Raw genomic sequence first — 21,557 nt, 5'->3', positions numbered from 1 at the left:
TAAGCAGCCTACCCCGCCCCGTCAAGGGAGCCTTGCCCGGATTCCGCCATAATTTCTTCCAGCCGGCCGGCTTGACAAAATAAGTTTTATTTCCTATGTTCTTCATATATTCTATTTTCATTGCAAGAGCACCAAATTCAGATGGCCGATCCCTATTTCTCTCTGCCCCGCGTCTCTTCACCTAGGCACGATCCCGATCACGATGACTGGTCGTTCACCGGCCTCTCCCCATCGCCCTATGTGCCAGAGCATAAGAACCAGTTGATCGATCAACAGGACTGGCAGCGCTTCAACGATGCCTTTGCTGCCCTGGACGGGACCGACCGGCTGCAGCAATACGTGGCGTCTCGGCTTTATGCCGAGGAAGGCGGGCGACGCTGGAACGGCAGCCGCAGCGCCTATGCCGGCATCCAGCAGGCGGCCTTGGCGGAAGCCCAGAAGCGCGACCCCGCGCTGGGTGGCCTGACGCTGGGGGAGGGGCTGACCGATGAGCAGATCGCCCGCATCTACGCCACCACCATGGCCGCCGGCGCGCGGCGCTATGGCGGCTTCGAGGCCCTGGCCCGCCTCAATCACGACGGCACGGTGGCCGCCATTGTCGATACGCAGTTTCGCCATGGCCAAAATGACGGTGCCAAGGCAATCCGCGATGCCGTGAGTGAGGCAAAGAAAGCTTTACCCGAAGATGTGCGAGCCAGCCTGAAACTGCCCGACCTGGGCGACAGCACCGGTCCGGAAGAAACCCTGCGGCAATTACGCCAGCTTGGCGAAGCCGGCTATGGGGCGCTGTTCCGTGGCGCCCTGGCTGAACTGCGCAAAGAGCGAGGGGGAGAAAAGGAAAAGCCTCGTTACGACCGCTACCGCTGACTCAGCCCCTTTCGATCGTATACCAGTTGACTACACGCCAAGCGCCATCGGGTTGACGGCGCAATGTGTATTCGGTCGGACTGTTTTCGGGATTGTCGCTATCCATTGGGCGCGTACAAAAATCGCCCTTGTCCTCGCGATAGCAGTTCATCCATTGCACCGAGATCACGATGTCGCCGTTTTCGCGCGGCAGGCGCACGACGTTGTAACCATGAATCCACATATCCGCCTCGCCGCGCACCCGCTTAGAGCCAGCTATGCGGTACCGCCGGAATTTGGTCGGCACAGGCCTCATGCCTGCAAAGTCTTCCGCCGTCTCGACATGGTCGGGGCCGTGCGGCTTTCCATCGCTATCCAGAGGCGGATTCGGTGCGATTGCCATGCGGCAATAATCCCCGGCACGGGCGAGGCAGGCCATCATCGTATGGACGGCGCAAACCGGACTGCTCAGATCGCCGACACAGGCAGGGAGAGGCCCGGTCTGATGGATGTCGCGCCACTTGCTCTTGGGGTCGGCCGCCGGCAGATCCGGATCGATAGCTTTTTTTGTCTGTGCCTCTGCGATGCCGCAAAACAGCACTAGAAAAATGGTGGCACAAAGCTGGGATCGGATCATGCTAATATTTTATGTCATGCCCCTATCAACACCAAAAAGAATTCCGTGTCTTGCATAGGGATTCATTCTTCTCCAAGCTTCGTGCATATGCATGTATGAAGCGCGAGAGAGCCTGATGTCCGACTTGCATGGCCTGCCCTTCGCCGAACTGATGGGCTTGAAGATCACGGCGATCTCGCCTGATAAGGTCACTGCCGAACTGCCGGTGCGGCCCGAGCTATGCACCCGGCCCGCCGTACTGCATGGCGGCGCGGTGATGGCCTTCGCCGACACGCTGGGCGCGGTGGCCACCATGGCCTGGCTGAAGGCCAATCTGGGCGAGGGCTGGGGCACCACCACGATCGAAAGCAAAACCAACTTCCTGGCCGCCATCCCGGCCGGCGAGACCGCCCATGCCGAATGCACGCCGATCCATCGCGGTCGCACCACCCAGGTCTGGCAGACGAAAATCAGCCGTGCCGACGGCAAGCTCGCCGCCATCGTGACCCAGACGCAGCTTGTGCTGGCGCCACGCGCATAATATGCCAGACCGATGACAATCACCCTTGCCGACCTGCCCACGCCGTCGCTGATCCTCGACCGGCAAAGGCTGCTGAACAACATCGCCCGCATGCAGGCCCGCGCCCGCGACCTGGGCGTCATCCTGCGGCCGCATCTGAAGACGGCGAAATCGGCGAAGGTGGCCGAACTGGCCGTGGGCAAAGCTGGCCCGCTCACCGTTTCGACGCTGGCCGAGGCGGCGTATTTCGCCAGGGCAGGCTTCACCGATATCACCTATGCCGTGCCGATGGCGCCGGCCAAGCTGACCCAGGCCGCCGCCATCATGCGCGATGCGCCGGGCCTGAAGCTGATCACCGATAATATCGCCGTGGCGCGCGCCGTGGCCGAGCAGGGCCGCGCGCTGGGCGTGACCTTTGCCGTGCTGATCAAGATCGATTGTGGCCTGGGTCGTGCCGGCATCGCGCCGGAATCCGAATTGCTGCTGCCGCTGGCAGACGCGCTCTCGCAACCGGGCGCCCGTCTCGCCGGCGTGCTGACCCATGCCGGTCATTCCTACCATGCCAAAAGCATTGCCGAGATCACGCGCATCGCCGAGGAAGAGCGCCAGGCCGTGCTGCTGGCAGCCAGCCGCCTGCGCGCGGCCGGGCAGGATTGCGCCATCGTCTCGGTCGGCGCCACACCGACCGCGCTGTTCGCGAAGACGCTGGACGGCGTGACCGAGATGCGGCCGGGCAATTTCGTGTTCTTCGACCTGTTCCAGGCCGGCCTGGGCTGTTGCGGCATGGAGGATATCGCGGTCAGCGTGCTGGCCAGCGTGGTGAGCCATCACCATGGCCGCAACCATCTGCTGATCGATGCCGGCGGCCTCGCCCTGTCGAAGGATACCGGCGCCAACGAACACGCGCCGGGCACCGGCTATGGCCGGGTCTGCCAGCCCGGCGGCGAACTGCCGCTGCCCGACCTTGCCGTGCATGATGTACACCAGGAACATGGGCTGGTGGGCACAGGTCAGAATGAACCGGTGGATTTCGCCGCCCATCCGCCCGGCAGCCGCCTGCGCGTGCTGCCCAACCATGTCTGCATGACCGGCGCGATGTATGAGCGCTATCACGTGGTCGAGGGCGGCAATGACGCGGCGCTCAATCCGGCCGTGATCGCCGAATGGGACCGGGTAAACGGCTGGTAACCGAAAAGATAGGTTGCAGGGCGGACGCCTTTTCCGGTTGAGTTGGCTGGGGGAAAACATCTGCCGATGATCAGCACCGACCAGCCGATAGGCCGCCAGGCTGCCCAGGAGCAGCCTACCCGGGCGCAGTCTGCCCGGGAGCAGCCGGCCGCCGGCAGCGAACCGCGACAGCGGAACCGCGATCCGGTGCTGGGCAGCTTCCGCCAGGTGGTGCCGATCAACGGGGCCGTCACCCTGATCAATGCGTCGGCCCTGGTCCTGCTGCTGATCAATGCCATACCGGGTCAGTGGCTGCTGGCCTGGTGGCTGCTGCATGCCGTGCCGGCTCTCTACATGCTGTTCCGCTGGCTGCGCCGGTCGCCGGCGAAACCCGCCGACGGCCGACAGCGCATGCGCCGTTACGATGCGATCGTCGCCGCGATATCCGGCGCAAGCTGGGGCGTGGCGGCCCTGTTCCTGCCCCTGTTGAGCGAGCAGCAGCAATTGCTGGTGATCATGGTGGCGGCCGGCATGATCGCCGGTTCGGCCGCCACGCTGGCCGTGGTACCGAATGCGGCGACGATCTTCATGCTGCTGATCGCAACGCCCTATATCCTGTTTTTCATCCAGCAGGCGACGACGATCAGCCTGGCCATGGCGGTGCTGTCGATCCTCTATGTCGCCGCGATGATCCTGACCAACCGCATCGTCAACGGCGTGATCCGCCGCAATCGCCGGCTCTATGAGGAAAACAGCGCGCTGTATGAGCGTATCCGCGCCGCCCAGAGCGAATTGCTCGATATCGCCGAGAGCACCGAAGCCTTCGCCTTCCTCGATGCGCAGGGACGCCTGCAGCTGTGGAACCGCCGGCTGCCCGCCCTGCTCGGTCTCGCCGATACGGACCTGGAGCGCGGAATTGATTTCGAACTGCTGCTGCGGCACGCCGGTTTGCCTGACGCGCTGCTGACCAGCGAGATTGCCGGCGGCATGCTGCAATTGCCGAATGGCCGCTGGGTGCAGATCGGCCGCCGCGTCACGCCGCAGGGCGATCATGCCCTGATCCTGACCGACATGAGCGAGCAGCAGCAGGCCAGCGCCCAGCTGCAGGCGCAGAATGCCCGGCTGGAAGAGCTGTTCCGGCAGGTCAGCCTGGCCCGCGATGCCGCCCTGCGCGCCAGCCAGGCGAAGTCGATCTTCCTGGCCAACATGAGCCATGAGCTGCGCACGCCGCTGAACGCCATCATTGGGTTTTCCGATATCGTGCAGAAGAAGATGTTCGGCGCGGCATCGCCGAAATACGATGAATACCTGAACGACATCAACGGCAGCGCGCGGCATCTTCTGGCGGTGATCGACGACATCCTCGATCTCGCCCGCATCGAGGCCAACCAGATCGCCCTGCATGAAAGCGACGTGATGCTGGACGAAGAGATTCCGATCTGCGCCCGGCTCGCGGCATCGCATTACGGCCGGCCGGCCCATGCCGTGACGGTGGATCTGCCGGAGACGCTGCCGGCCCTGCATGCCGATGCGCGGCTGGTGCGCCAGATCCTGATCAACCTGATCGGTAACGCACTGAAATTCTCGTCGGACGGCATGGTGGTGGAAACCGGCGCCCGGCTGGATGAGCAGAGCGGCGAGATTTCGCTCTGGGTGCGCGACCATGGCATCGGCATCGCCCCGCAGGACCAGGCGCGGATTTTCGATCCCTTCGAGCAGGCCGACACCCAGCTGAGCCGCAATTACGGCGGCGTCGGCCTGGGCCTGTCGCTGGTGCGGGCCTTCGTGCAGGCCCATCAGGGCCGCATCAGCATCGACAGCGCCCCCGGCAAGGGCACCCTGATCACCGTCACCTTCCCGGCCGCGCGCACCAGGCGCGACTGAGCCTCACCAGAAAAAGCCGAGCTGGTGCAGGAAGGCGTCCACCGCCGATTGCCACAGGCCGGGGCGTTCCAGCAGCTGGTGGCCTTCATCATCCTCGACCGGACCGAACAGATACAACTCGGCATTGCCGCCGGCACCGGTATAGGCGTCATGCCAGCGGCGGATCGCGGGCATCGTATGATGGCGATCATTCTCGGCATACAGCCATAGCGACGGCGCCACAGCCCCGGCGCCCGCGCGCACGAAGGCGTCGCGGTTGAAATCCTCCATCATGCCCTGCTCGGCAATCCAGCCGCCGGCAAAGCTGATGCTGCCGATCACGCCGGATGGCTGCCGGCCGGCATAGGCGACGCTGAGCAGGCCGCCACGCGAATGACCGGCCACCAGAATGCGGCGGCCATCGATCTCCGGCTGGCGGCGCATGAACTCCACCACCGCCTCGACATCGTCCAGCGCATGCTGCAGGCCCTCGGCCAGCTTCAGCGCGTCCCAGTTATAACTTTCCAGATAATCGCCTTCCGAGCCGCCGCGGCCGCGCCGCATCGGCGCCAGGAAGGCGAAGCCGCGGGCATGGAAATACCGGGCCTGGTTTTCATAACGCAGCACCGCCTCGCGCGGGATGCGGCCACGTTCGGCGCCCTGGCCGGTGGAGCCATGATTGAAGATCACCAGCGGCGCCGGAACTGGCCGGGCATCCCGAAGCCGTGCCGGGTAATAGGTGGCCTGTATGGTTAACGGGCGGCCGAGCGCCGGATCGGCAACACGGCTGGGGATCGTGAGGGTTTCGCTGGGAAGACTGTTGGCCGGCGCAGCGATCATGTCAGCGGGTTCTGCTCAGGCCACCATCCGCTGCGCCGCCTGGGCCCGCGACCGCCGGCGACTGAGCCAGCGCTGTTCCTGCGGGTCCCACAGGGCGGCGTAATCGGCTAGCATCATGGCGGTCACCATCTCGGCGAATTCGGCGCGCTCGGCGGCGCCGCGCACGAAGTCGAAGCCGCGGGCCAGTTCGACCACCGCTTCGGTCATCTTGAAATAATCCTGCGGCAGGCGGCAGCGCTGATAGATCGCCGCCAGGCCACGCCGGCCGGGATCGTGAATCAGCAGGCGGGCATTGGCCAGCGAGATGCCGGCCAGCTGGGCCAGCGCCTGCTCGAAAAAGACCAGGTCGCCGCCAGAGAGCGCACGCAGGACCAGCGTGCTGCCAAGCTGGCCGCGTTTCTGCAAGTCGGCCACCAGATCGGCCAGCGCCGGCGGCTCGGCGCCGTCGCCGAGCAGGCCGAGCAATGTGCGCTCGCGCAGCTGCATCATGGTGTCGGCCGCCATGGCAGGCGGAATGTGATAACGCGCGATCAGCGCCTCGCGCAGCGCATCGGACACCTGGGCGATCAGGCGGGCGGCGAATTTCGGCGGCAGATCGGGATGGCGGGCCAGCGCATCGCCGACGCCACGACTGTCTGGAAACCGATCCAGCGCGGATCCCATTTGCGACGGCCCGAGCCGGGCGCCGCGGTTGCCGATCAGCACCACCACCGCCGGCTCGGCCGCATGGGCGATCAGCGCATCGGCCAGCTCGGATGAAACGGCGGCGCGGCCGGCAATCGCCGATTGGTGCTGCGGCGACACGGCCTGCAGCAGATCGATCAGGTCGGCATCGGTGAAAACCGGCGAATGCTGCAGCAGCGGCGTGGCGACCGCGGCAATGTCGCGCGCCATGCGCAGAGCAAGACTGCGCGGCAGGTCGTCGCTCTGCCTGAGATGTTCGGCCAGGGCCTGGCGCACGCTGGCTTCCGCGTCGCGGGCCAGCGCGGCGATGATGGCCTGGGCCAGCTCGCGTTCGGTGGCGTTCAGCGCGCGGCGGCTATAGGCGCTGGCGACTTTCGTGGCCGTGTCGGCGCGGGCCACCGGCGATGGATCCGCCAGCAGCCGCTCGACATCCTGAATGCTGAGAAACGCCCCGTCTGACACCGAAATCCTGCCCCCGCGGCCCGATGTTGGCGGCGGACAATAGCAAAGGACGGCGAAATGTCACGACCAAATGTTGCCGCCGCTGCGACCGGCGATGGCCGGTAACTGCGGCAAACCTTACTGTGCGAAGAACGATTTACTTTCGTATGCAGCCAGCGGCTGCACGAAACCCAGGCGCCGGACAGAGATTCAATCGCTTATCCGGCATGACGCGGCCTACACGCGCCGGAACCGGCTGAACTGGAAATGCTGCACCCGGCCGGCTGGCGTCTGGTGATCCTCCTGCAGCGCCTGCTGCAGCAGGAAATCGCCGCCGAGTTCGGCCTGCAGGCTTTCGGGGCTGTAGCGCTGCACCGGCAGGCCGCTGCAGCGTTCCGGGCCATCCGGCGCGAAACTGCCGATCACGACATGGCCGCCCGGCGCCACCGCCGCGCGCAAGGCCGCCTTGTAGGCGACGCGGTCTGCGGCCGTGGTGAGGAAGTGGAACACGGCGCGGTCATGCCACAGATCGTATCGCCGGCGCGGCTGCCAGGTGGTGATGTCGGCGACGATCCAGTCAACGCTTGCGCCGCGGGGCCCCAATCGCGCCTGCGCCCTGGCCAGGGCCGCGCCGGCGATATCGAGCACGGCGATGTCGCGCCAGCCGGCATCGAGCAGGGCGTCGACCAGCCGCGAGGCGCCGCCGCCGATATCAATCAGCGATGCATCGGGCGACAGGCCGGTCTGCGCGATCAGATCAAGCGAGGTCTGCGGCCGGTCCTGGAACCAGCTCACCTCGGCCTCGTCCTTGGTCGAGTAGACCTCCTGCCAATGCTGCTGGCGCGATTCGGTCATGCCAGCACGCGCCGCTTCAGGGCATCCTCGATGGCGTCCCAGATCTCGGCTTCGATCTGCACGCCGTCGAAGCGATTGATCTGCTGGATGCCGGTCGGCGAGGTGACGTTGATCTCGGTGAGATAGCCGCCGATCACGTCGATGCCAACGAAGATCAGGCCCTCGCGTTTCAGATGCGGACCGATGATGTCGCAGATCTCGCGTTCGCGATCGGTGAGCATAGATTTCTCCGGCCGGCCGCCGACATGCATGTTGGAGCGCGCCTCGCCGGCCGCCGGCACGCGGTTGACCGCGCCAACCGGGCGTCCGTCGATCAGGATGATGCGCTTGTCGCCCTGGCGCACCTCGGGCAGGTAACGCTGCACGATCACCGGCTCGCGCGAGAGCTTGGTGAACATTTCCAGCAGCGAACCGAGATTCTCGTCATCGGGCCGGAGACGGAACACCCCGGCGCCGCCATTGCCGAACAGCGGCTTGAGGATGATGTCGCCATGCTCTTCACGGAAAGTCTTGATCGCCTCCATGTCGGAGGAAATCAGCGTCGGCGGCATCACGCCGTCGAAATGGGTGACATACAGCTTTTCCGGCGCGTTGCGCACGGCGACCGGATTGTTCACCACCAGCGTCTTGGGGTGGATATGCTGCAGGATATGCGTCGCGGTGATATAGGCCATGTCGAAAGGCGGATCCTGGCGCATCAGCACCACATCCATCTCGGCCAGATCGATCAGCGCAGGATCGCCCAGGGTGTAATGATTGCCGCGCTCGTAGCGCAGGCGCAGCGACCGGGCGCGGGCCAGCACGCGCCCGTCGCGGAAGCTCAGATCCTTGGCCAGATAGTGGATCAGCGAATAGCCGCGGCGCTCGGCTTCCAGCCCGAGCATGAAGGAGCTGTCGCCATCGAAATCGATATGCTCGATGGGGTCCATCTGGATCGCCACCTTGAGGGCCATGGCACAGTCCTTCTTTCTCTGGAACGGAACGCTAGTTGAGTTGCAGCCGAATGTGGCGCAGGAAAGCCTCGGCCTCAAGGCTTGCCGCCTCATCGCCGGCCAGCATCAGAAACCGCTCGGTGGCGGCGATCGACTGGCGGATGCGGCCCAGCTTACCCTCGACGACGCCCAGCTCACGCCAGGCCGGCGCGAAATTCGGCGCCACCAGCAGCATGCGGCGCAGGATTTCCGCCGTGCGCTCGACATCGCCGGCCCGCCAGGCGCGGCCCTTGATGTTGTTCTGCAGGCGCAGCAGCACCTCGCGCGCCGTCATCGGCCGGACATGCTCGGGCTCCACGATCTCGCCACTGCCGAGGCGGCGCAGCAGATCCTGCATCTCCGGCGGCGCCGCGATGCGGCCGCCATGGAAGGGATCCAGCACGAGGCTGCCATCCTCGCCTTCCAGGCGGATCAGGAAATGACCGGGAAAATCGATGCCGCAGACCGGCCAGACCTGGGCCTTCGCCGCATAGATGTAGAGGATGCCCAGCGCCACCGGCAGGCCCATGCGGCGATCGATGACACGAAGCAGATCGGCATTCTGCGGATCGTCATAGGTTTCGGTATCGCCGCGATAGCCAAATTCAACGCCGATCACGCCGGCCAGTGCCATCGCGCGCGGCGCCACTTCCGGGCCCGCCGCGATGCGACTGAGCGCGGCGGCGATGTCGCTTAGATGCCGGCGGTAGGGCGCGAGATCGAGGCCAGGCCGGTCGAGCGCGGCCAGCAGCAGGGCGGCCTCGGCGATGTCGAGGCCGTCATCGGGCGCAGCGCCGAGAGCCTTGAGAGCCGTTTCGAGTGCCGCCGGGTCCTCCATCACCTGCCTGTCATGCCGGTTGCGTTACACGGGCCGGCGGCGCGGGTCGGTCTTGAGCCAGACATGGCTGACCACGCGCCGCACGCCCTTGATGATGCGCGCATGTTCGGTCACGCGCTGGATTTCGTCATCGCTCTGCGCCAGGCCGATCAGATAGATCGTGCCGTTCACCGTTTCGATCGAATAGTTGATATCGACGATGTTCTTGTCGGTGGCGATCTTGGCGCGCAGCTGGGTGGTGATCCAGCTGTCATTGGCGGAATCGAGCAGGTCGCCCGAATTCGTCACCTGCACTTCGTTGATCACCTCCTGGATACGGTCGGAGGCCGCCCAGGCCAGTCGCGTCGCTTCGTCGCGCGAGAATTCGGTGCCGACCACGCCGGTCAGCAGCACACGGCCCTCGACCACGGTGATCGACAGCTTGCGCCACAGATACTGGTTGTCCTTGAGGTATTTGTCGTTGATCAGCAGCTGGATGCCCTTGTCATTGGCGGCGTTCTTGGCGCCGCGTTCCTCTGCCGCGGCAACGCCCACGGCAGCGCCGGCACCGACGGCAAGGCCGACGCAGCCGTTCAGAAGCGGCGCGGTGGCCAGCAGAAAAACCAGCGGAACGAAGCGGAGATGGGTGAATGAACGCACGGATGGCTCCCCTGCCTGTGATCACGCGAAGACGATATCCCCCGGCCTCCGCTCAGACCCGCCAGGCATCGCGGATATGGCGCGGCAATCGCCCGGGGGCAAGCAGCACGGCATCGAAGCGCAGCGACAGGGCGGCGGCATCGGGCTGCCGGGCCAAGAATACCGCAGCGGCCTGGGCAATGCGACGGCGCTGCGCGGCCTGAATCGATTCAGCCGCCCGATCCTGGCCGGCCCGCCATTTCACTTCCACCGCCACCAGCAGGCCGCCGCGGCGGGCCAGGATATCGATCTCGCCGGCGGGGTGACGCCAGTTGCGCGCCAGGATGCGATAGCCCTGCAGGCGCAGCCACCAGACCGCCCAGCTTTCGCCGCGGCGGCCGGCCAGATAGCGGCTGTTCCGCTCAGTCTTCGTCATCCGCGCGGCCCTGGTCGCGCAGCTGCAGGGCACGGGCATAGACCGGCTTGCGCGGCAGGTTGAGCAGGGTCGCCACCTCGTCGACCGCCTGGCGCAGCGGCAGGCGCTGCAGCGTCTCGTTCAGCGCGGCATCCAGATCGGCCTCCGATGGAGCGGCCGCGGCAGGCGGCGGGCCGATCACCAGCGTCACCTCGCCTTTCGGCGGACCATGTTCGGCGTAATGCGCGGCCAGATCATTCAGGCTGCCGCGCCGCACTTCCTCGAATTTCTTGGTCAGCTCACGCGCCACGGCCGCCTCGCGCTCCGGCCCCAGCACGGCGGCCATGTCGGCCAGGCTGTCAGCCAGCCGCTGGGCGCTTTCCAGCAGCACCAGCGTCGCCTGCACCGGCTTGAGCTCGGCCAGCCAGGTCCGCCGTGCCGCCGACCTGGGCGGCGGGAAGCCGGCATACAGGAAGCGGTCGCTGGGCAGGCCGGAGAGGCTGAGTGCGGTGGGCACGGCGGAGGCGCCCGGCAAGGCCGTGACATGGATACCGGCGGCGATGCAATCCTTCACCAGCTTGTAGCCCGGATCGTTGATCAGCGGCGTGCCGGCATCGGAGACCAGGGCGACCACGGCGCCGCCCCGCAGTTTTTCCAGCAGCTGGGGCCGCACTTTCGCCGCATTATGCTCATGGTATGGCAGCAATGTGGCCCGGATGCCGTAACGCTGCAGCAGCGGGGCGGTGACGCGGCTGTCCTCGCAGGCCACCAGGTCGGCATGCTTCAGCAGGGCCAGTGCCCGCAACGTGATATCGGCGGCGTTGCCGATGGGGGTGGCCACCAGATATAAGCCGGGGATGAATTGTGCCGCATCCACCCCGGAGAACAGAGTTTCGGGCGGCGGCTGGATCGGGTTTTTCATGGGCGTCGGAATGAGCTGCGTGCGTTACCTTAAGGCGGGCCTTTCCGCACTGTCTATGCTGGCGGCCGTGTCATTGCCACTGCTGCTTGGCGCCTGCCAGAGCGGAGCCCCTGCCCAGGGTGGCCTGCCCGGCCTGCTGGAAAAGATCGCCCCGGGCGCGCCGCAGCGCGTGGCCCCGCAGCCCGGGACCCCGCCCGGCGGGCAGGCCAATATCCCTCCGGCAGGCCAGCCGGCCCCCCAAATGCCCCGTCCGGCGGCACCGTCCCTGGCAATCGAGACCCAGCCCCTGCCGGGACCGATGCTGGTCCGCCCGGGCGAGGGCAATATGATCCGCATCGCCTTCCTGGCGCCCCTGAGCGGCCCCCATGCCGGGCTCGGCCGCGCCCTGCTCGATGCCGCGCAGCTGGCCTTGTTCGATCTGGCCGACGACCGCCTGGCCCTGCTGCCGCGCGACACCGAGGGCCAGCCGGAGAAAGCCGCGGCGGCAGCCCAGCAGGCCATGGCCGAAGGCGCGCAGATCATCATCGGGCCTCTATTCTCCAACGAAGCCGCCGCTGTCGGCACGGCGGCACGCGAGCGCGGCGTCAAGGTCCTGAGCTTTTCCACCGACCGTACGGTCGCCGGTGACGGCGTCTATCTGCTCGGCTTCACCCCGGACCAGCAGGTCGAACGGGTGATCGCCTATGCCCGCGGCAAAGGCATGACGCGCTATGCCCTGCTGGCGCCGGATTCCCCTTATGGCCATGCGGTGACCCAGGCCGCCGAACTGGCCACCCGCCAGGCCGGCGGCCAATTGCTGCGTCAGGATCGCTACGCCGGAGACACCACCGACCTGACCCCGGTGGTGCGGCGTTTTGCAGGCAGCCTGCGTGCCCTGCCGCCGCGCAGCCCGGAAGAGCCGCCGGTGGAGGGCATCGATCCCAGCCTACCCCGGCCGGTCGATGCGCTGCTGCTGCCCGAGGGCGGCGCCAAGCTGCGCGCCCTGGCGCCGCTGCTGCCGTATTTCGACATCGATCCGCGCGCCGTGCGTTTCCTCGGCACCGGCCTGTGGGAAGATGCCAGCCTGGGCAGCGAACCGGCCCTGCAGGGTGGCTGGTATGCCGCTCCGGCGCCGGAAGGCTTTGCCGAATTCAGCCGCCGCTTCGAGCAGAGTTACGGCCGCCGGCCGGTGCGTCTGGCCAGCCTGGCCTATGACACCACCGCCCTGGTCGGCATTCTGGCCAAGCGCACCGACGTCATGCCGTTCAGCGACGCGGCCCTCACCAATCCCGACGGATTTGCCGGCTATGACGGCATTTTCCGCTTCCAGCCCAATGGCTTGGTCCAGCGCGGCCTGGCCGTTCTGGAAGTGCAGCGGCGCGGCAGCCGGGTGATCGATCCAGCCCCGGCCAGCTTCCAGCTGCCGGGCAACTGACCGGTCACGGACAGGCATCCGTTGGTATTACCGGGAAATAACTGCGCCGCACCGGAGGGTCGTGCTAACCACGTATGCACATGAAATTACTACCTGGGCGGGCTTCATACTAAAAAGCCTTTCTAGTACTGTTTCTGTCACGGTTATCCGGTTCCCTGCAGGGGAGGGATACAGCAGTGAGCGAAAGCATGGCTGATCACGAGCGTATCGATTTCTCGAAGATCAATTTCCTGATCGTCGAGCCCAACCGGGTCATGGGCCAGATGGTCCGCGACGTTCTGATGATGCTGGACGCCCAGTATCTCGACCGCGCGCGCGATTATGACAGCGCCCTGACGGTGCTGCGGCTGGGCCGCACCGACGTGATGATCACCGAATGGGCCCTGCGCGACGAAAAGCTGGGCCGGACCGGCATGGATATCGTGCACTGGATCCGCAATGATCCCGCCTCGCCGAACCGGATGATGCCGGTGGTGATGATGACCGCCAATTCGGAAGAGGAATATGTCTGCCGCGCCCGCGATTGCGGCGTCTCCGAATTCGTCGCCAAGCCCTATACGGTGAACGCCTTCTACACCCGACTGGTTTCGGCCATCGCGCGGCCGCGCCAGTTCGTGCGCGTCGACGAGTATTTCGGCCCCGACCGCCGCCGTCGCCGCAGTGATGAATATGCGGGACCGGAACGGCGGCTGCCGGCTGATTCCTACTGAGCCGGACCGCGTCCCCGATGGCCAGAAAAAAACCGGAATTCCTGCCGCCGCAGCAGGACCTTCGCCGCAAAGCGGTGAATTTCAGCAAGGGATTCCGCCTCAAGCTTGAGCCGGCCGAACTGCGCCGCCTGGAAGAAGTGGTCGAAAAGGCCAAGGATGCGCTGAGCCTGGACGTGGCCGACAAGCTGCGCCAGCTGCGCGAGGCGCTGGAAGAGGTTGCCCGCAGCCAGCAGACCGACCGCGGGATGCGTACGATCCGCGCCCTGTCGCTCGACATCAAGGGCGCCGGCGGCATGTTCAATTATCCGCTGCTGACCGAATTCGCCAAGTCGCTGAACGATTTCACCAAGGGAATCAATCAGCCGACGCCGCTGCAGCTCGACATCATCGCCGCGCAGATCGATGCGCTCTACGTCGTGATGGGGCAGCGCATCGAAGGCCAGGGCAGCAAGGTCGAGAAGGACTTGCTCACCGCCCTGCGCCTGGCGGTGGAGCGGCACAAGACCGCCGGCTAGAGCATTTTCCATAATGGCAGGCCGCTGAGGGCGGCGAAGGCGCACAGCGCCAGCGCCACGCGGCGGAACTGCAGCTCGTTCGCCCGCGCGAACAGGCGGCTGCCCCATTGCAGCGGCAGCAGATAGGCCGGCACCAGCGGCAGTGCCGTCAGCAGGCTTTCCAGCGTGAACAGCCCATTCCACCAATAGGCCACGGCGGTGGCCGTGGCCGTCAGGCCGAAAAACACCACCAGATTGGCGCGCACCGTGGCGGCGGCGGCCTGGCTGCCCAGCCAGAGCAGCACCACCGGCGGACCGGGCAGGGCCGCAGCGCCGCCGCTCAACCCCGCCAGCGCGCCGGTGCCCAGCGTGGCCGGCAGCGACAGCCGCCGGTGATAGCGCCAGCCGGCGGCCATCAGCAGCACGGCCAGCAGGATCACGCTGCAGATCACCCAGCGCATCACGTCGGGATCGGCCACCACCAGCAGGGCAACGCCGAAGGGGATCGCTGCCACCGCGGCAAGGCCAAGCGGCAGCACCTCGCGCCAGACACAGCGCCGCAGCGCGTCGGGCAGCATCGGCAGGGCGGCGGCATCGTCGGCGATCAGCAGCCAGACGGCAGCCAGTTTCGGTTCATAGAGCAGACCGGCGACCGGCATGAACATCATGGCGCCGCCGAAGCCGGAAAAGCCGCGCACCAGGCCGGCCAGCGCCGCAGCGCCGATCACGGCCCAGTAGCGCGGCTCTGCAATGAGGGCGAGAAACGCCTCAGCCGACAAGGATGACGATGCCAGCCAGCGCGACCGCGGCGCCGGCGGCCCGGGTCAGGGCCGGCAGGGCAGCCTGCTGCGCCAGCCGCGCGGCGGCCAGGCCGCCGGCATGCAGCAGCGCGGTGGCCAGCACCATGCCACCGGCATACAGCGCGGCCTGCGACGCATCGCCCATTTCGGTACCGTGAGCGTGGCCATGCAGCAGCGCGAAGACGGCGGTGACCGCCATGGCCGCCGCCAATGGCGGACGGACGGCGAAAGCGACCAGCAGACCGAGGATCAGCACGGAAAGGGCGATGCCCGCCTCGACACCCGGCAGCGCGATGCCCGCCAGGGCCAGCAGGAAACCGCCGGCCATCGGCAGCACGAAAGACAGCGGCAACAGCCACAGCGCCCGCCGGCTGCCATGCTGGATCGCCCAGAGGCCGACGGCAACCATCGCCAGCAGGTGGTCGAGGCCGCCAAAGGGATGCGCAAAACCGCCGGCAAAGCCGAGAGCGGCAGGCTGGCCGCCCGGATGGCCGGGATGGGCAAAGGCGGCGCCGGCGGCCAGAACCAGGATCAGGACCTGGGGCGCGAGCATGGCAGACATGGTCAGCGTGCGGTGAAACGACATCGGAAACCCTCTTAGCGCGCAGTTGCGACCCACCCGCTTCCTTTGTGCCCAAGCGGGCCGGGTTTGACAAGTCCGAGCCCTCGCCTGGTTGCCCGGTAGGCAATTTGACAAGGCAGAACCAGCAGCTTACGGTCCGCCGCGATGGTTTGCCGGATCGGTCTCGCGCTGATGCGGCGATGAAAAGGGAATGCGGTGCGGGCCGCCAGCCGGAAGGCAGGCTGCCCAAGGCCGCGGCAGCCCCCGCTACGGTATGCGGTGAGCGGCGCGCATCAGGCCACTGGACAAGACTATATCGTCCGGGAAGGCGCGCGATCCGCATCGACCCGCGAGCCCGGAGACCTGCCATCGGTTTCGGTCGAAGCGGAACCGCCGGACGGGGTGTGCCGGCGCCCGGGTTATGCCATCCTCCCCTGTCGCAGCGGCGGACCGGCATTCCTGTTCCGCGACGGCGTCACGCGATCAGGGCGCTTGAATCCATGCAGAAGAGTTCCACCCAGAAGTTTCCAGCCGGCAAAATCCCGGCCACCATCGTCACCGGCTTTCTCGGCGCTGGGAAGACCACGCTGATTCGCCACCTGATCCAGAACGCCAATGGCCGTCGCATCGCCCTGATCGTCAACGAATTCGGCGAGGTGGGCGTCGATGGCGAATTGCTGAGAAGCTGCGGCGCGCCCGATTGCGGCGAGGACGACATCGTCGAACTGGCCAACGGATGCCTGTGCTGCACCGTGGCCGATGATTTCCTGCCCACCCTGCAGAAGCTGCTGGAGCGGCCGAACCCGCCATCGCATATCGTGATCGAGACCTCCGGCCTCGCCCTGCCCAAGCCGCTGGTACAGGCCTTCGCCTGGCCCGGCATCAGGACGCGCACCACGGTGGATGGCGTCGTCACCCTGGTGGATGCCGCCGCCGTCGCCGCCGGCCGCTTCGCCGATGACGAGGCGGCGCTGGCCGCCCAGCGCGAAGCCGATCCCAACCTCGATCACGACAACCCGCTGGAAGAGCTGTTCGAGGACCAGCTGGGCTGCGCCGACCTGGTACTGCTGACCAAGACCGACCTGCTGGACCATGACGGCTTGCAACGCGTGCAGGCCGAGCTGGCCCCGCATCTGCGCCCGGGCGTGAAAAGCCTGCATGTGCGCCAGGGCGACGTCGCCGCCGACATCCTGCTTGGCCTGGCCGCCGCCGCCGAGGACGACATCGCGGCGCGCAAGTCGCATCACGATGCCGAGGAAGACCACGATCACGAGGATTTCGCCAGCTTTGCCGTCACGCTGCCGGAACAGGCCGCGCCGGAAGCGCTTATCGCGCGCCTGCACCCGCTGATCGCCGCACATGACATCCTGCGCATCAAGGGTTTCGTTGCCGTCGCCGGCAAGGGCATGCGGCTGGTGCTGCAGGGCGTCGGCGCGCGGCTGCAGCATTATTACGACCGCGACTGGCAGAGCGACGAGCATCGCGCGACAAGGCTGGTGGTGATCGGCCGGGCCGGACTGGACGAAGCCGCGATCCGCGCCGCGCTGGCGGCCTGAGGCAGGACAACGGGGGAAACGGGCCTTGCATCTGCTCAATGCCATACCGGGTGGCGCGGCGGCGACGGAGAGTCCCGTCGACCTGCGGCAATCGCCCGGCGACATTGTGGTGTTGAGTGCCGCCGATTCCGAACTGGCCGCGCTGAGCACGGCCTGTGCCGCGCTGCCCGGCGACTTCCCCAGCCTGCGGCTCGCCAACCTGCTGCAGCTCAGCCATCCCTATGCCGTCGATCTCTATATCGAGCAGGTGATCGCCAAAGCCAGGCTGGTGATCGTGCGGCTGCTCGGCGGCCAGAGCTACTGGGCCTATGGCGTCGAGCGCCTGAGCGACATCTGCCGCGCCCAGGGCATCGCGCTGGCCTTCCTGCCCGGCGACCGTCAGCCCGATCCCGGCCTGGATGGCTTTTCGACCCTGGACGACGACACCCGCACCACTTTGTTCAGCTATTTTCGCGAAGGCGGCATCGACAATCTGGGCCAGATGCTGCGCTGCGCCGCGGCGCTGATCGGCCGCAGCGAAGACCCGCTGCCGGCGCGCCCGCTGCCGGCGGCCGGACTCTACTGGCCGGGCCTGAGCGAACCCGACCTCAACACCCTGCGCCAGCTCTGGACGGACCGGAAATGCGCCGCGCAGCCGGTGGCCGCCATCGTCTTCTACCGCGCCCTGCTGCAGGCCGGCGATGTCGCCGCCGTCGACGCGCTGATCGAGGCATTGGCGGCGGAAGGCATGAGCCCGCTGCCGATCTATGTCACCAGCCTGAAAGACCGCCTGTCAGCCGATCTCGCCTCGACGCTGATCGAACAGGCCCTGCCCGACGTAATTTTGAATGCCACCAGCTTCGCGGTGGGCAATCCACGTGGCGAAGGCGGCAGCGATGACCCACTGGGCCAGAGTGACTGCCCGGTGCTGCAGGTGGTGTTCGCCTCCGGCCCGCGCGAGCAGTGGCAGGACGGCACGCGCGGACTGAATGCCCGCGACCTGGCGATTGCCGTGGCGCTGCCCGAGATCGACGGCCGCATCATGACCCGCGCCGTCGCCTTCAAGGCCGAAGCGGTATTCGACCGGCGCACCGAATGCAGCATCGTGCGCCTGGTGGCCGATGCCGGACGCTGCCGGTTCACCGCGAAACTCGCCGCCGCCTGGTCGCGGCTGGCGCGCCTGTCGCCGGTCGAGCGCAGGATCGGCCTGGTGCTGGCGAATTATCCGAACCGCGATGGCCGCATCGGCAACGGCGTCGGCCTCGATACGCCGCAGAGCGTGGTGCAGATCCTGCGCGCCATGAAGGATGCCGGTTATGAGCTGAACGCCCTGCCGGTCAGCGGCAACCGCCTGATCGCCGCGCTGACCGAGGGCGTCACCAATGATTTCAGCCAGACATCGGCCCGCCGCGTGCGCGCCAGTTATCCGCTGGCGCTGTATCGCCGTTTCTTCGACAGCCTGCCGGCGGCGATCCGCGAAGCGGTGACGGCGCGCTGGGGCGGGCCGGAAGACGACCCGCAGCTGCAGGCCGATGGCTTCGCCCTGCCGGTGCTGCCGCTTGGCAACGTGGCGGTGATGATCCAGCCGGCGCGCGGCTACAACATCGATCCGGCGCGCAGCTACCACGATCCCGACCTGGTGCCGCCGCACAACTATCTCGCCGCCTATGCCTGGCTGCGCGAAAGCTTCGGCGCCGACGCGGTGATCCATTGCGGCAAGCATGGCAACCTGGAATGGCTGCCCGGCAAGGCGCTGGCGCTCAGCGAGGCCTGCTTCCCCGAAGCCATCTTCGGGCCGCTGCCGCAACTCTATCCCTTCATTGTGAACGACCCGGGCGAAGGCACCCAGGCCAAGCGCCGTACGTCAGCCGTGATCCTCGATCACCTGACGCCGCCGCTGACGCGGGCGGAAATCTACGGCGACCTTGCGGCATTGGAGCAACTGGTCGACGAATATTACGAAGCCGCCGGGCTCGACCGCCGCCGCCTGCCGTTGCTGGCCGAACGCATCATCGACGAGGCGCGGCGGCTGGGCCTGGATGCCGATTGCGACATCAAGCCCGGCGAACCCACGGAAAGCGCGCTGCTCAAGCTCGACAACCATCTCTGCGACCTGAAGGAACTGCAGATCCGCGATGGCCTGCATGTCTATGGCGTGAAGCCGCAGGGCGAGCAGCTGATCGACCTGCTGGTGGCCCTGGTGCGCCTGCCGCGCGGCCGCACCGGCCGCAGCCGGCCGGGCGACGACTCGATCCTGCGCGCGCTGAGCCGCGACCTGAATCTCGGCTGCGATCCGCTGGGCACCGATTATGCCGCCGACTGGACCGGGCCGCAGCCGTCGATCCTGGCCGATCTTGTCGTCACGCCGTGGCGCAGCTTCGGTGACACGGTCGAGCGACTGGAGATTCTCGCCAAGCAGCTGATCGCCGACCGCCGCCTGCCCGAGGATCACTGGACCGCCACCCAGGCGGTGCTGCAGGTGGTGGATTACGAATTGCGCCCGGCCGTGCTGGGCTGCGGCCGCTCCGAGATCGAGAATCTGCTGCGTGGCATGGATGGCCGCTATGTGCCGCCGGGGCCAAGCGGCGCGCCGACCCGCGGCCGGCCCGACGTGTTGCCGACCGGACGCAATTTTTTCTCGCTGGACGCGCGCAGCCTGCCGACGCCGGCGGCCTGGACCCTGGGCTGGCAATCGGCCGATGCCCTGCTGCAGCGCCATCGCCAGGATCACGGCGAATGGCCGCGCGCGATCCTGCTCAATGCCTGGGGCACCGCCAACATGCGCACCGGCGGCGACGATATCGCCCAGGCGCTGGCCCTGATCGGCGCGCGGCCGACCTGGGAAACCGCTTCGGGCCGCGTCACCGGATTCGAGATCGTGCCGCTTGATCTGCTCGACCGGCCGCGCGTGGATGTCACGCTGAAGGTCAGCGGCTTTTTCCGCGACGCCTTCCCGGCGCAGGTGGCCTTGTTCGATGCCGCCAGCCGCGCCGTGCAGGCGCTGGACGAGCCCGACCATCTCAATCCGCTGGCCATGCATGCCCGTGGCGAGAGCGACCGGCTGGTCGCCAGCGGCCTGCCGCTGGAGGCGGCGAAGCGCAGCGCCGGCTATCGCGTGTTCGGCGCCAGGCCGGGCGCCTATGGCGCCGGCCTGCAGGCCCTGGTGGATGAAAGCGGCTGGGACAGCACCGACGATCTGGCGCGGGCCTATATCGCCTGGGGCGGCTATGCCTATGGCGCCGAGGCCGAGGGCATCGAGGATTACGCCGGCTTCACCCGCCGCCTGGCGCGCACAGATACCGTTGTGCAGAACCAGGATAACCGCGAGCATGACCTGCTCGATTCCGACGATTACTACCAGTTCGAGGGCGGCGCCGTGGCTGCCGTGCAGTATGCCTCGGGCACGGCGCCGACCGCCTATCACAACGACCATTCCCGCCCCGAGGCGCCGCGCATCCGCCGCCTGGAAGAGGAGATCGCCCGCGTCGTGCGGGGCCGCGCCGCCAATCCGAAATGGATCGCCGGCGTGAAACGTCATGGCTACAAGGGCGCCTTCGAAATCGCCGCCACGGTGGATTACCTGTTTGCCTTCGCCGCCACTACCGGCCTGGTGCGCGACCACCAGTTCGATGCGCTGTATGACGCCTATCTGAATGACGCCGAGACGCGCCGTTTCATCGAGGAGAACAATCCGGCGGCGGCGCGCGAGATCGCCGAACGCTTCCGGGAGGCGATCCGCCGCGGCCTGTGGCGGCCGCGCGCCAATTCCGCCGCCGACCTGCTGGAAAGGATGCTGGCCGCATGAAGATCAAGGAGCAGGGCCTGAGCGAGGACGAGGTCAACGCCCGCGCCAACGAGAAGGCGAAGAAGCGCAAGGAAGTGCGCGACCGCATGCTGGCGACCAAAACCATCGAGAAGGGTCTTCTCATGGTGCATACCGGCAAGGGCAAGGGCAAGTCGACCGCCGCCTTCGGCCTGGTGATGCGCGCCATCGGCAACGGCTTCCGCGTCGGCATCGTGCAGTTCGTGAAAGGCAAATGGCAGACCGGCGAACGCCCGGTGCTGGAGAAATTCCCCGAGCAGGTGACGATCAGGGCCATGGGCGAGGGTTTCACCTGGGATACCCAGGACCGCGCCCGCGACATCGCCGCAGCAAAAGCCGCCTGGGCCGAGGCGAAGCGCATGATCGAGGCCTGCCGCGCCAATCCCCCTGCTTACGACATGCTGGTATTCGACGAGCTGAACATCGTGCTGCGCTACGATTACCTCGATCTGGCCGAGGTGGTGGAAACCCTGCGCCAGCGGCCGCCGATGCTCCATATCGTGGTGACCGGCCGTAATGCCAAGCCCGAGCTGATCGAGGCCGCCGACCTGGTGACCGAGATGACCGAGATCAAGCATCCCTTCCAGGCCGGCGTGAAGGCGCAAAAAGGAATAGAGTTCTGA

General features: G+C 66.9%; 21 protein-coding genes and 1 riboswitch. Of the genes, 10 read left to right on the top strand and 11 right to left on the bottom strand.

Translation table 11 applies throughout. From position 1 onward, the window contains the following. Positions 1-141 precede the first annotated feature (141 nt). The gene (locus Q1J79_RS10650) at positions 142-867 is read left to right on the top strand and encodes a hypothetical protein (protein ID WP_300300004.1); all 726 of its coding nucleotides are present in this window, start codon (positions 142-144) and stop codon (positions 865-867) included. A 1-nt stretch (position 868) separates the two neighbouring features. Here Q1J79_RS10650 and Q1J79_RS10645 read toward each other — a convergent pair whose 3' ends face one another. Then, entirely contained in the window at positions 869-1,483 is a 615-nt protein-coding gene (locus tag Q1J79_RS10645; RefSeq protein ID WP_300300003.1) for a hypothetical protein, read from the bottom strand. Positions 1,484-1,598: 115 nt separating this feature from the next. Here Q1J79_RS10645 and Q1J79_RS10640 point away from each other — a divergent pair, with 115 nt between their 5' ends. The 3 genes from Q1J79_RS10640 to Q1J79_RS10630 all read left to right on the top strand — a co-directional run bounded on the left by Q1J79_RS10640 (position 1,599) and on the right by Q1J79_RS10630 (position 5,033). Beyond that, the gene (locus Q1J79_RS10640) at positions 1,599-2,003 is read left to right on the top strand and encodes a PaaI family thioesterase (RefSeq protein ID WP_300300001.1); all 405 of its coding nucleotides are present in this window, start codon (positions 1,599-1,601) and stop codon (positions 2,001-2,003) included. A gap of 12 nt (positions 2,004-2,015) precedes the next feature. Beyond that, positions 2,016-3,170, top strand: coding sequence for an alanine racemase (locus Q1J79_RS10635; protein ID WP_300299999.1), 1,155 nt, complete (start codon positions 2,016-2,018; stop codon positions 3,168-3,170). A 66-nt stretch (positions 3,171-3,236) separates the two neighbouring features. Continuing rightward, a complete protein-coding gene (locus Q1J79_RS10630; RefSeq protein ID WP_300299997.1) occupies positions 3,237-5,033 on the top strand; it encodes a HAMP domain-containing sensor histidine kinase in 1,797 nt (598 codons plus the stop codon). A 3-nt stretch (positions 5,034-5,036) separates the two neighbouring features. Here the strand turns inward: Q1J79_RS10630 and Q1J79_RS10625 are convergent, their stop codons facing one another. The 8 genes from Q1J79_RS10625 to rsmI form a co-directional block, all read right to left on the bottom strand. Continuing rightward, entirely contained in the window at positions 5,037-5,852 is an 816-nt protein-coding gene (locus Q1J79_RS10625; RefSeq protein WP_300299995.1) for an alpha/beta fold hydrolase, read from the bottom strand. A gap of 15 nt (positions 5,853-5,867) precedes the next feature. Further along, positions 5,868-6,998: a DUF2336 domain-containing protein gene (locus Q1J79_RS10620; protein ID WP_300299994.1), complete on the bottom strand. Its 1,131-nt coding sequence runs from the start codon at positions 6,996-6,998 to the stop codon at positions 5,868-5,870. A gap of 216 nt (positions 6,999-7,214) precedes the next feature. Continuing rightward, positions 7,215-7,832, bottom strand: a complete 618-nt coding sequence (locus Q1J79_RS10615) for a trans-aconitate 2-methyltransferase (protein WP_300299993.1) — start codon at positions 7,830-7,832, stop codon at positions 7,215-7,217. Next, positions 7,829-8,785 carry a glutathione synthase gene (gshB, locus tag Q1J79_RS10610; RefSeq protein ID WP_300299991.1) on the bottom strand — a complete coding sequence of 319 codons (957 nt, stop codon included), beginning with the start codon at positions 8,783-8,785 and terminating at the stop codon, positions 7,829-7,831. The genes Q1J79_RS10615 and gshB overlap by 4 nt, the downstream gene beginning before the upstream one ends. Before the next feature lie 31 nt (positions 8,786-8,816). Further along, positions 8,817-9,641: a SirB1 family protein gene (locus tag Q1J79_RS10605; RefSeq protein WP_300300008.1), complete on the bottom strand. Its 825-nt coding sequence runs from the start codon at positions 9,639-9,641 to the stop codon at positions 8,817-8,819. A gap of 24 nt (positions 9,642-9,665) precedes the next feature. Continuing rightward, positions 9,666-10,280, bottom strand: a complete 615-nt coding sequence (locus Q1J79_RS10600) for a BON domain-containing protein (RefSeq protein ID WP_300299989.1) — start codon at positions 10,278-10,280, stop codon at positions 9,666-9,668. Between the two features lie 52 nt (positions 10,281-10,332). Continuing rightward, positions 10,333-10,695 (bottom strand): YraN family protein, encoded by a 363-nt coding sequence (locus Q1J79_RS10595; protein ID WP_300299987.1) that lies wholly within the window; start codon positions 10,693-10,695, stop codon positions 10,333-10,335. Next, entirely contained in the window at positions 10,682-11,596 is a 915-nt protein-coding gene (rsmI, locus tag Q1J79_RS10590) for a 16S rRNA (cytidine(1402)-2'-O)-methyltransferase (protein WP_300299985.1), read from the bottom strand. Before rsmI ends, Q1J79_RS10595 begins: the two co-directional genes overlap by 14 nt. A gap of 67 nt (positions 11,597-11,663) precedes the next feature. On the opposite strand from rsmI, the gene Q1J79_RS10585 reads away from it, so the two are divergent. The 3 genes from Q1J79_RS10585 (at position 11,664) to Q1J79_RS10575 (ending at position 14,235) form a co-directional block, all read left to right on the top strand. Further along, positions 11,664-13,010 (top strand): penicillin-binding protein activator, encoded by a 1,347-nt coding sequence (locus Q1J79_RS10585; RefSeq protein WP_300299983.1) that lies wholly within the window; start codon positions 11,664-11,666, stop codon positions 13,008-13,010. Positions 13,011-13,186: 176 nt separating this feature from the next. Next, complete coding sequence (locus tag Q1J79_RS10580) at positions 13,187-13,720, top strand: response regulator (protein ID WP_300299981.1); 534 nt, start codon at positions 13,187-13,189, stop codon at positions 13,718-13,720. 17 nt (positions 13,721-13,737) lie between these two features. Next, positions 13,738-14,235, top strand: a complete 498-nt coding sequence (locus Q1J79_RS10575) for a hypothetical protein (RefSeq protein WP_300299979.1) — start codon at positions 13,738-13,740, stop codon at positions 14,233-14,235. On the opposite strand, the gene Q1J79_RS10570 is transcribed toward Q1J79_RS10575, so the two are convergent. Beyond that, positions 14,232-14,993: a sulfite exporter TauE/SafE family protein gene (locus tag Q1J79_RS10570; protein ID WP_300299977.1), complete on the bottom strand. Its 762-nt coding sequence runs from the start codon at positions 14,991-14,993 to the stop codon at positions 14,232-14,234. The two genes, Q1J79_RS10575 and Q1J79_RS10570, sit on opposite strands and share 4 nt — an antisense overlap. Further along, positions 14,983-15,600: a HupE/UreJ family protein gene (locus Q1J79_RS10565; RefSeq protein ID WP_300299975.1), complete on the bottom strand. Its 618-nt coding sequence runs from the start codon at positions 15,598-15,600 to the stop codon at positions 14,983-14,985. The genes Q1J79_RS10570 and Q1J79_RS10565 overlap by 11 nt, the downstream gene beginning before the upstream one ends. Before the next feature lie 125 nt (positions 15,601-15,725). Then, a riboswitch (cobalamin riboswitch) is annotated at positions 15,726-15,962 on the top strand. A gap of 114 nt (positions 15,963-16,076) precedes the next feature. On the opposite strand from Q1J79_RS10565, the gene cobW reads away from it, so the two are divergent. The 3 genes from cobW to cobO are packed head-to-tail and all read left to right on the top strand — an operon-like array spanning position 16,077 to position 21,557. Next, entirely contained in the window at positions 16,077-17,132 is a 1,056-nt protein-coding gene (gene cobW / locus Q1J79_RS10560; RefSeq protein WP_300299973.1) for a cobalamin biosynthesis protein CobW, read from the top strand. Between the two features lie 25 nt (positions 17,133-17,157). Next, the gene (gene cobN / locus Q1J79_RS10555; protein WP_300299971.1) at positions 17,158-20,916 is read left to right on the top strand and encodes a cobaltochelatase subunit CobN; all 3,759 of its coding nucleotides are present in this window, start codon (positions 17,158-17,160) and stop codon (positions 20,914-20,916) included. Further along, positions 20,913-21,557: a cob(I)yrinic acid a,c-diamide adenosyltransferase gene (gene cobO / locus Q1J79_RS10550; protein WP_300299969.1), complete on the top strand. Its 645-nt coding sequence runs from the start codon at positions 20,913-20,915 to the stop codon at positions 21,555-21,557. The genes cobN and cobO overlap by 4 nt, the downstream gene beginning before the upstream one ends.

Source organism: Ferrovibrio sp., from assembly GCF_029255545.1.
In the GTDB taxonomy this organism is placed as follows: Bacteria; Pseudomonadota; Alphaproteobacteria; order Ferrovibrionales; family Ferrovibrionaceae; genus Ferrovibrio.
The sequence above is the reverse complement of the archived record's forward strand: the minus strand, read 5'-3'. Positions and strand labels throughout refer to the sequence as shown.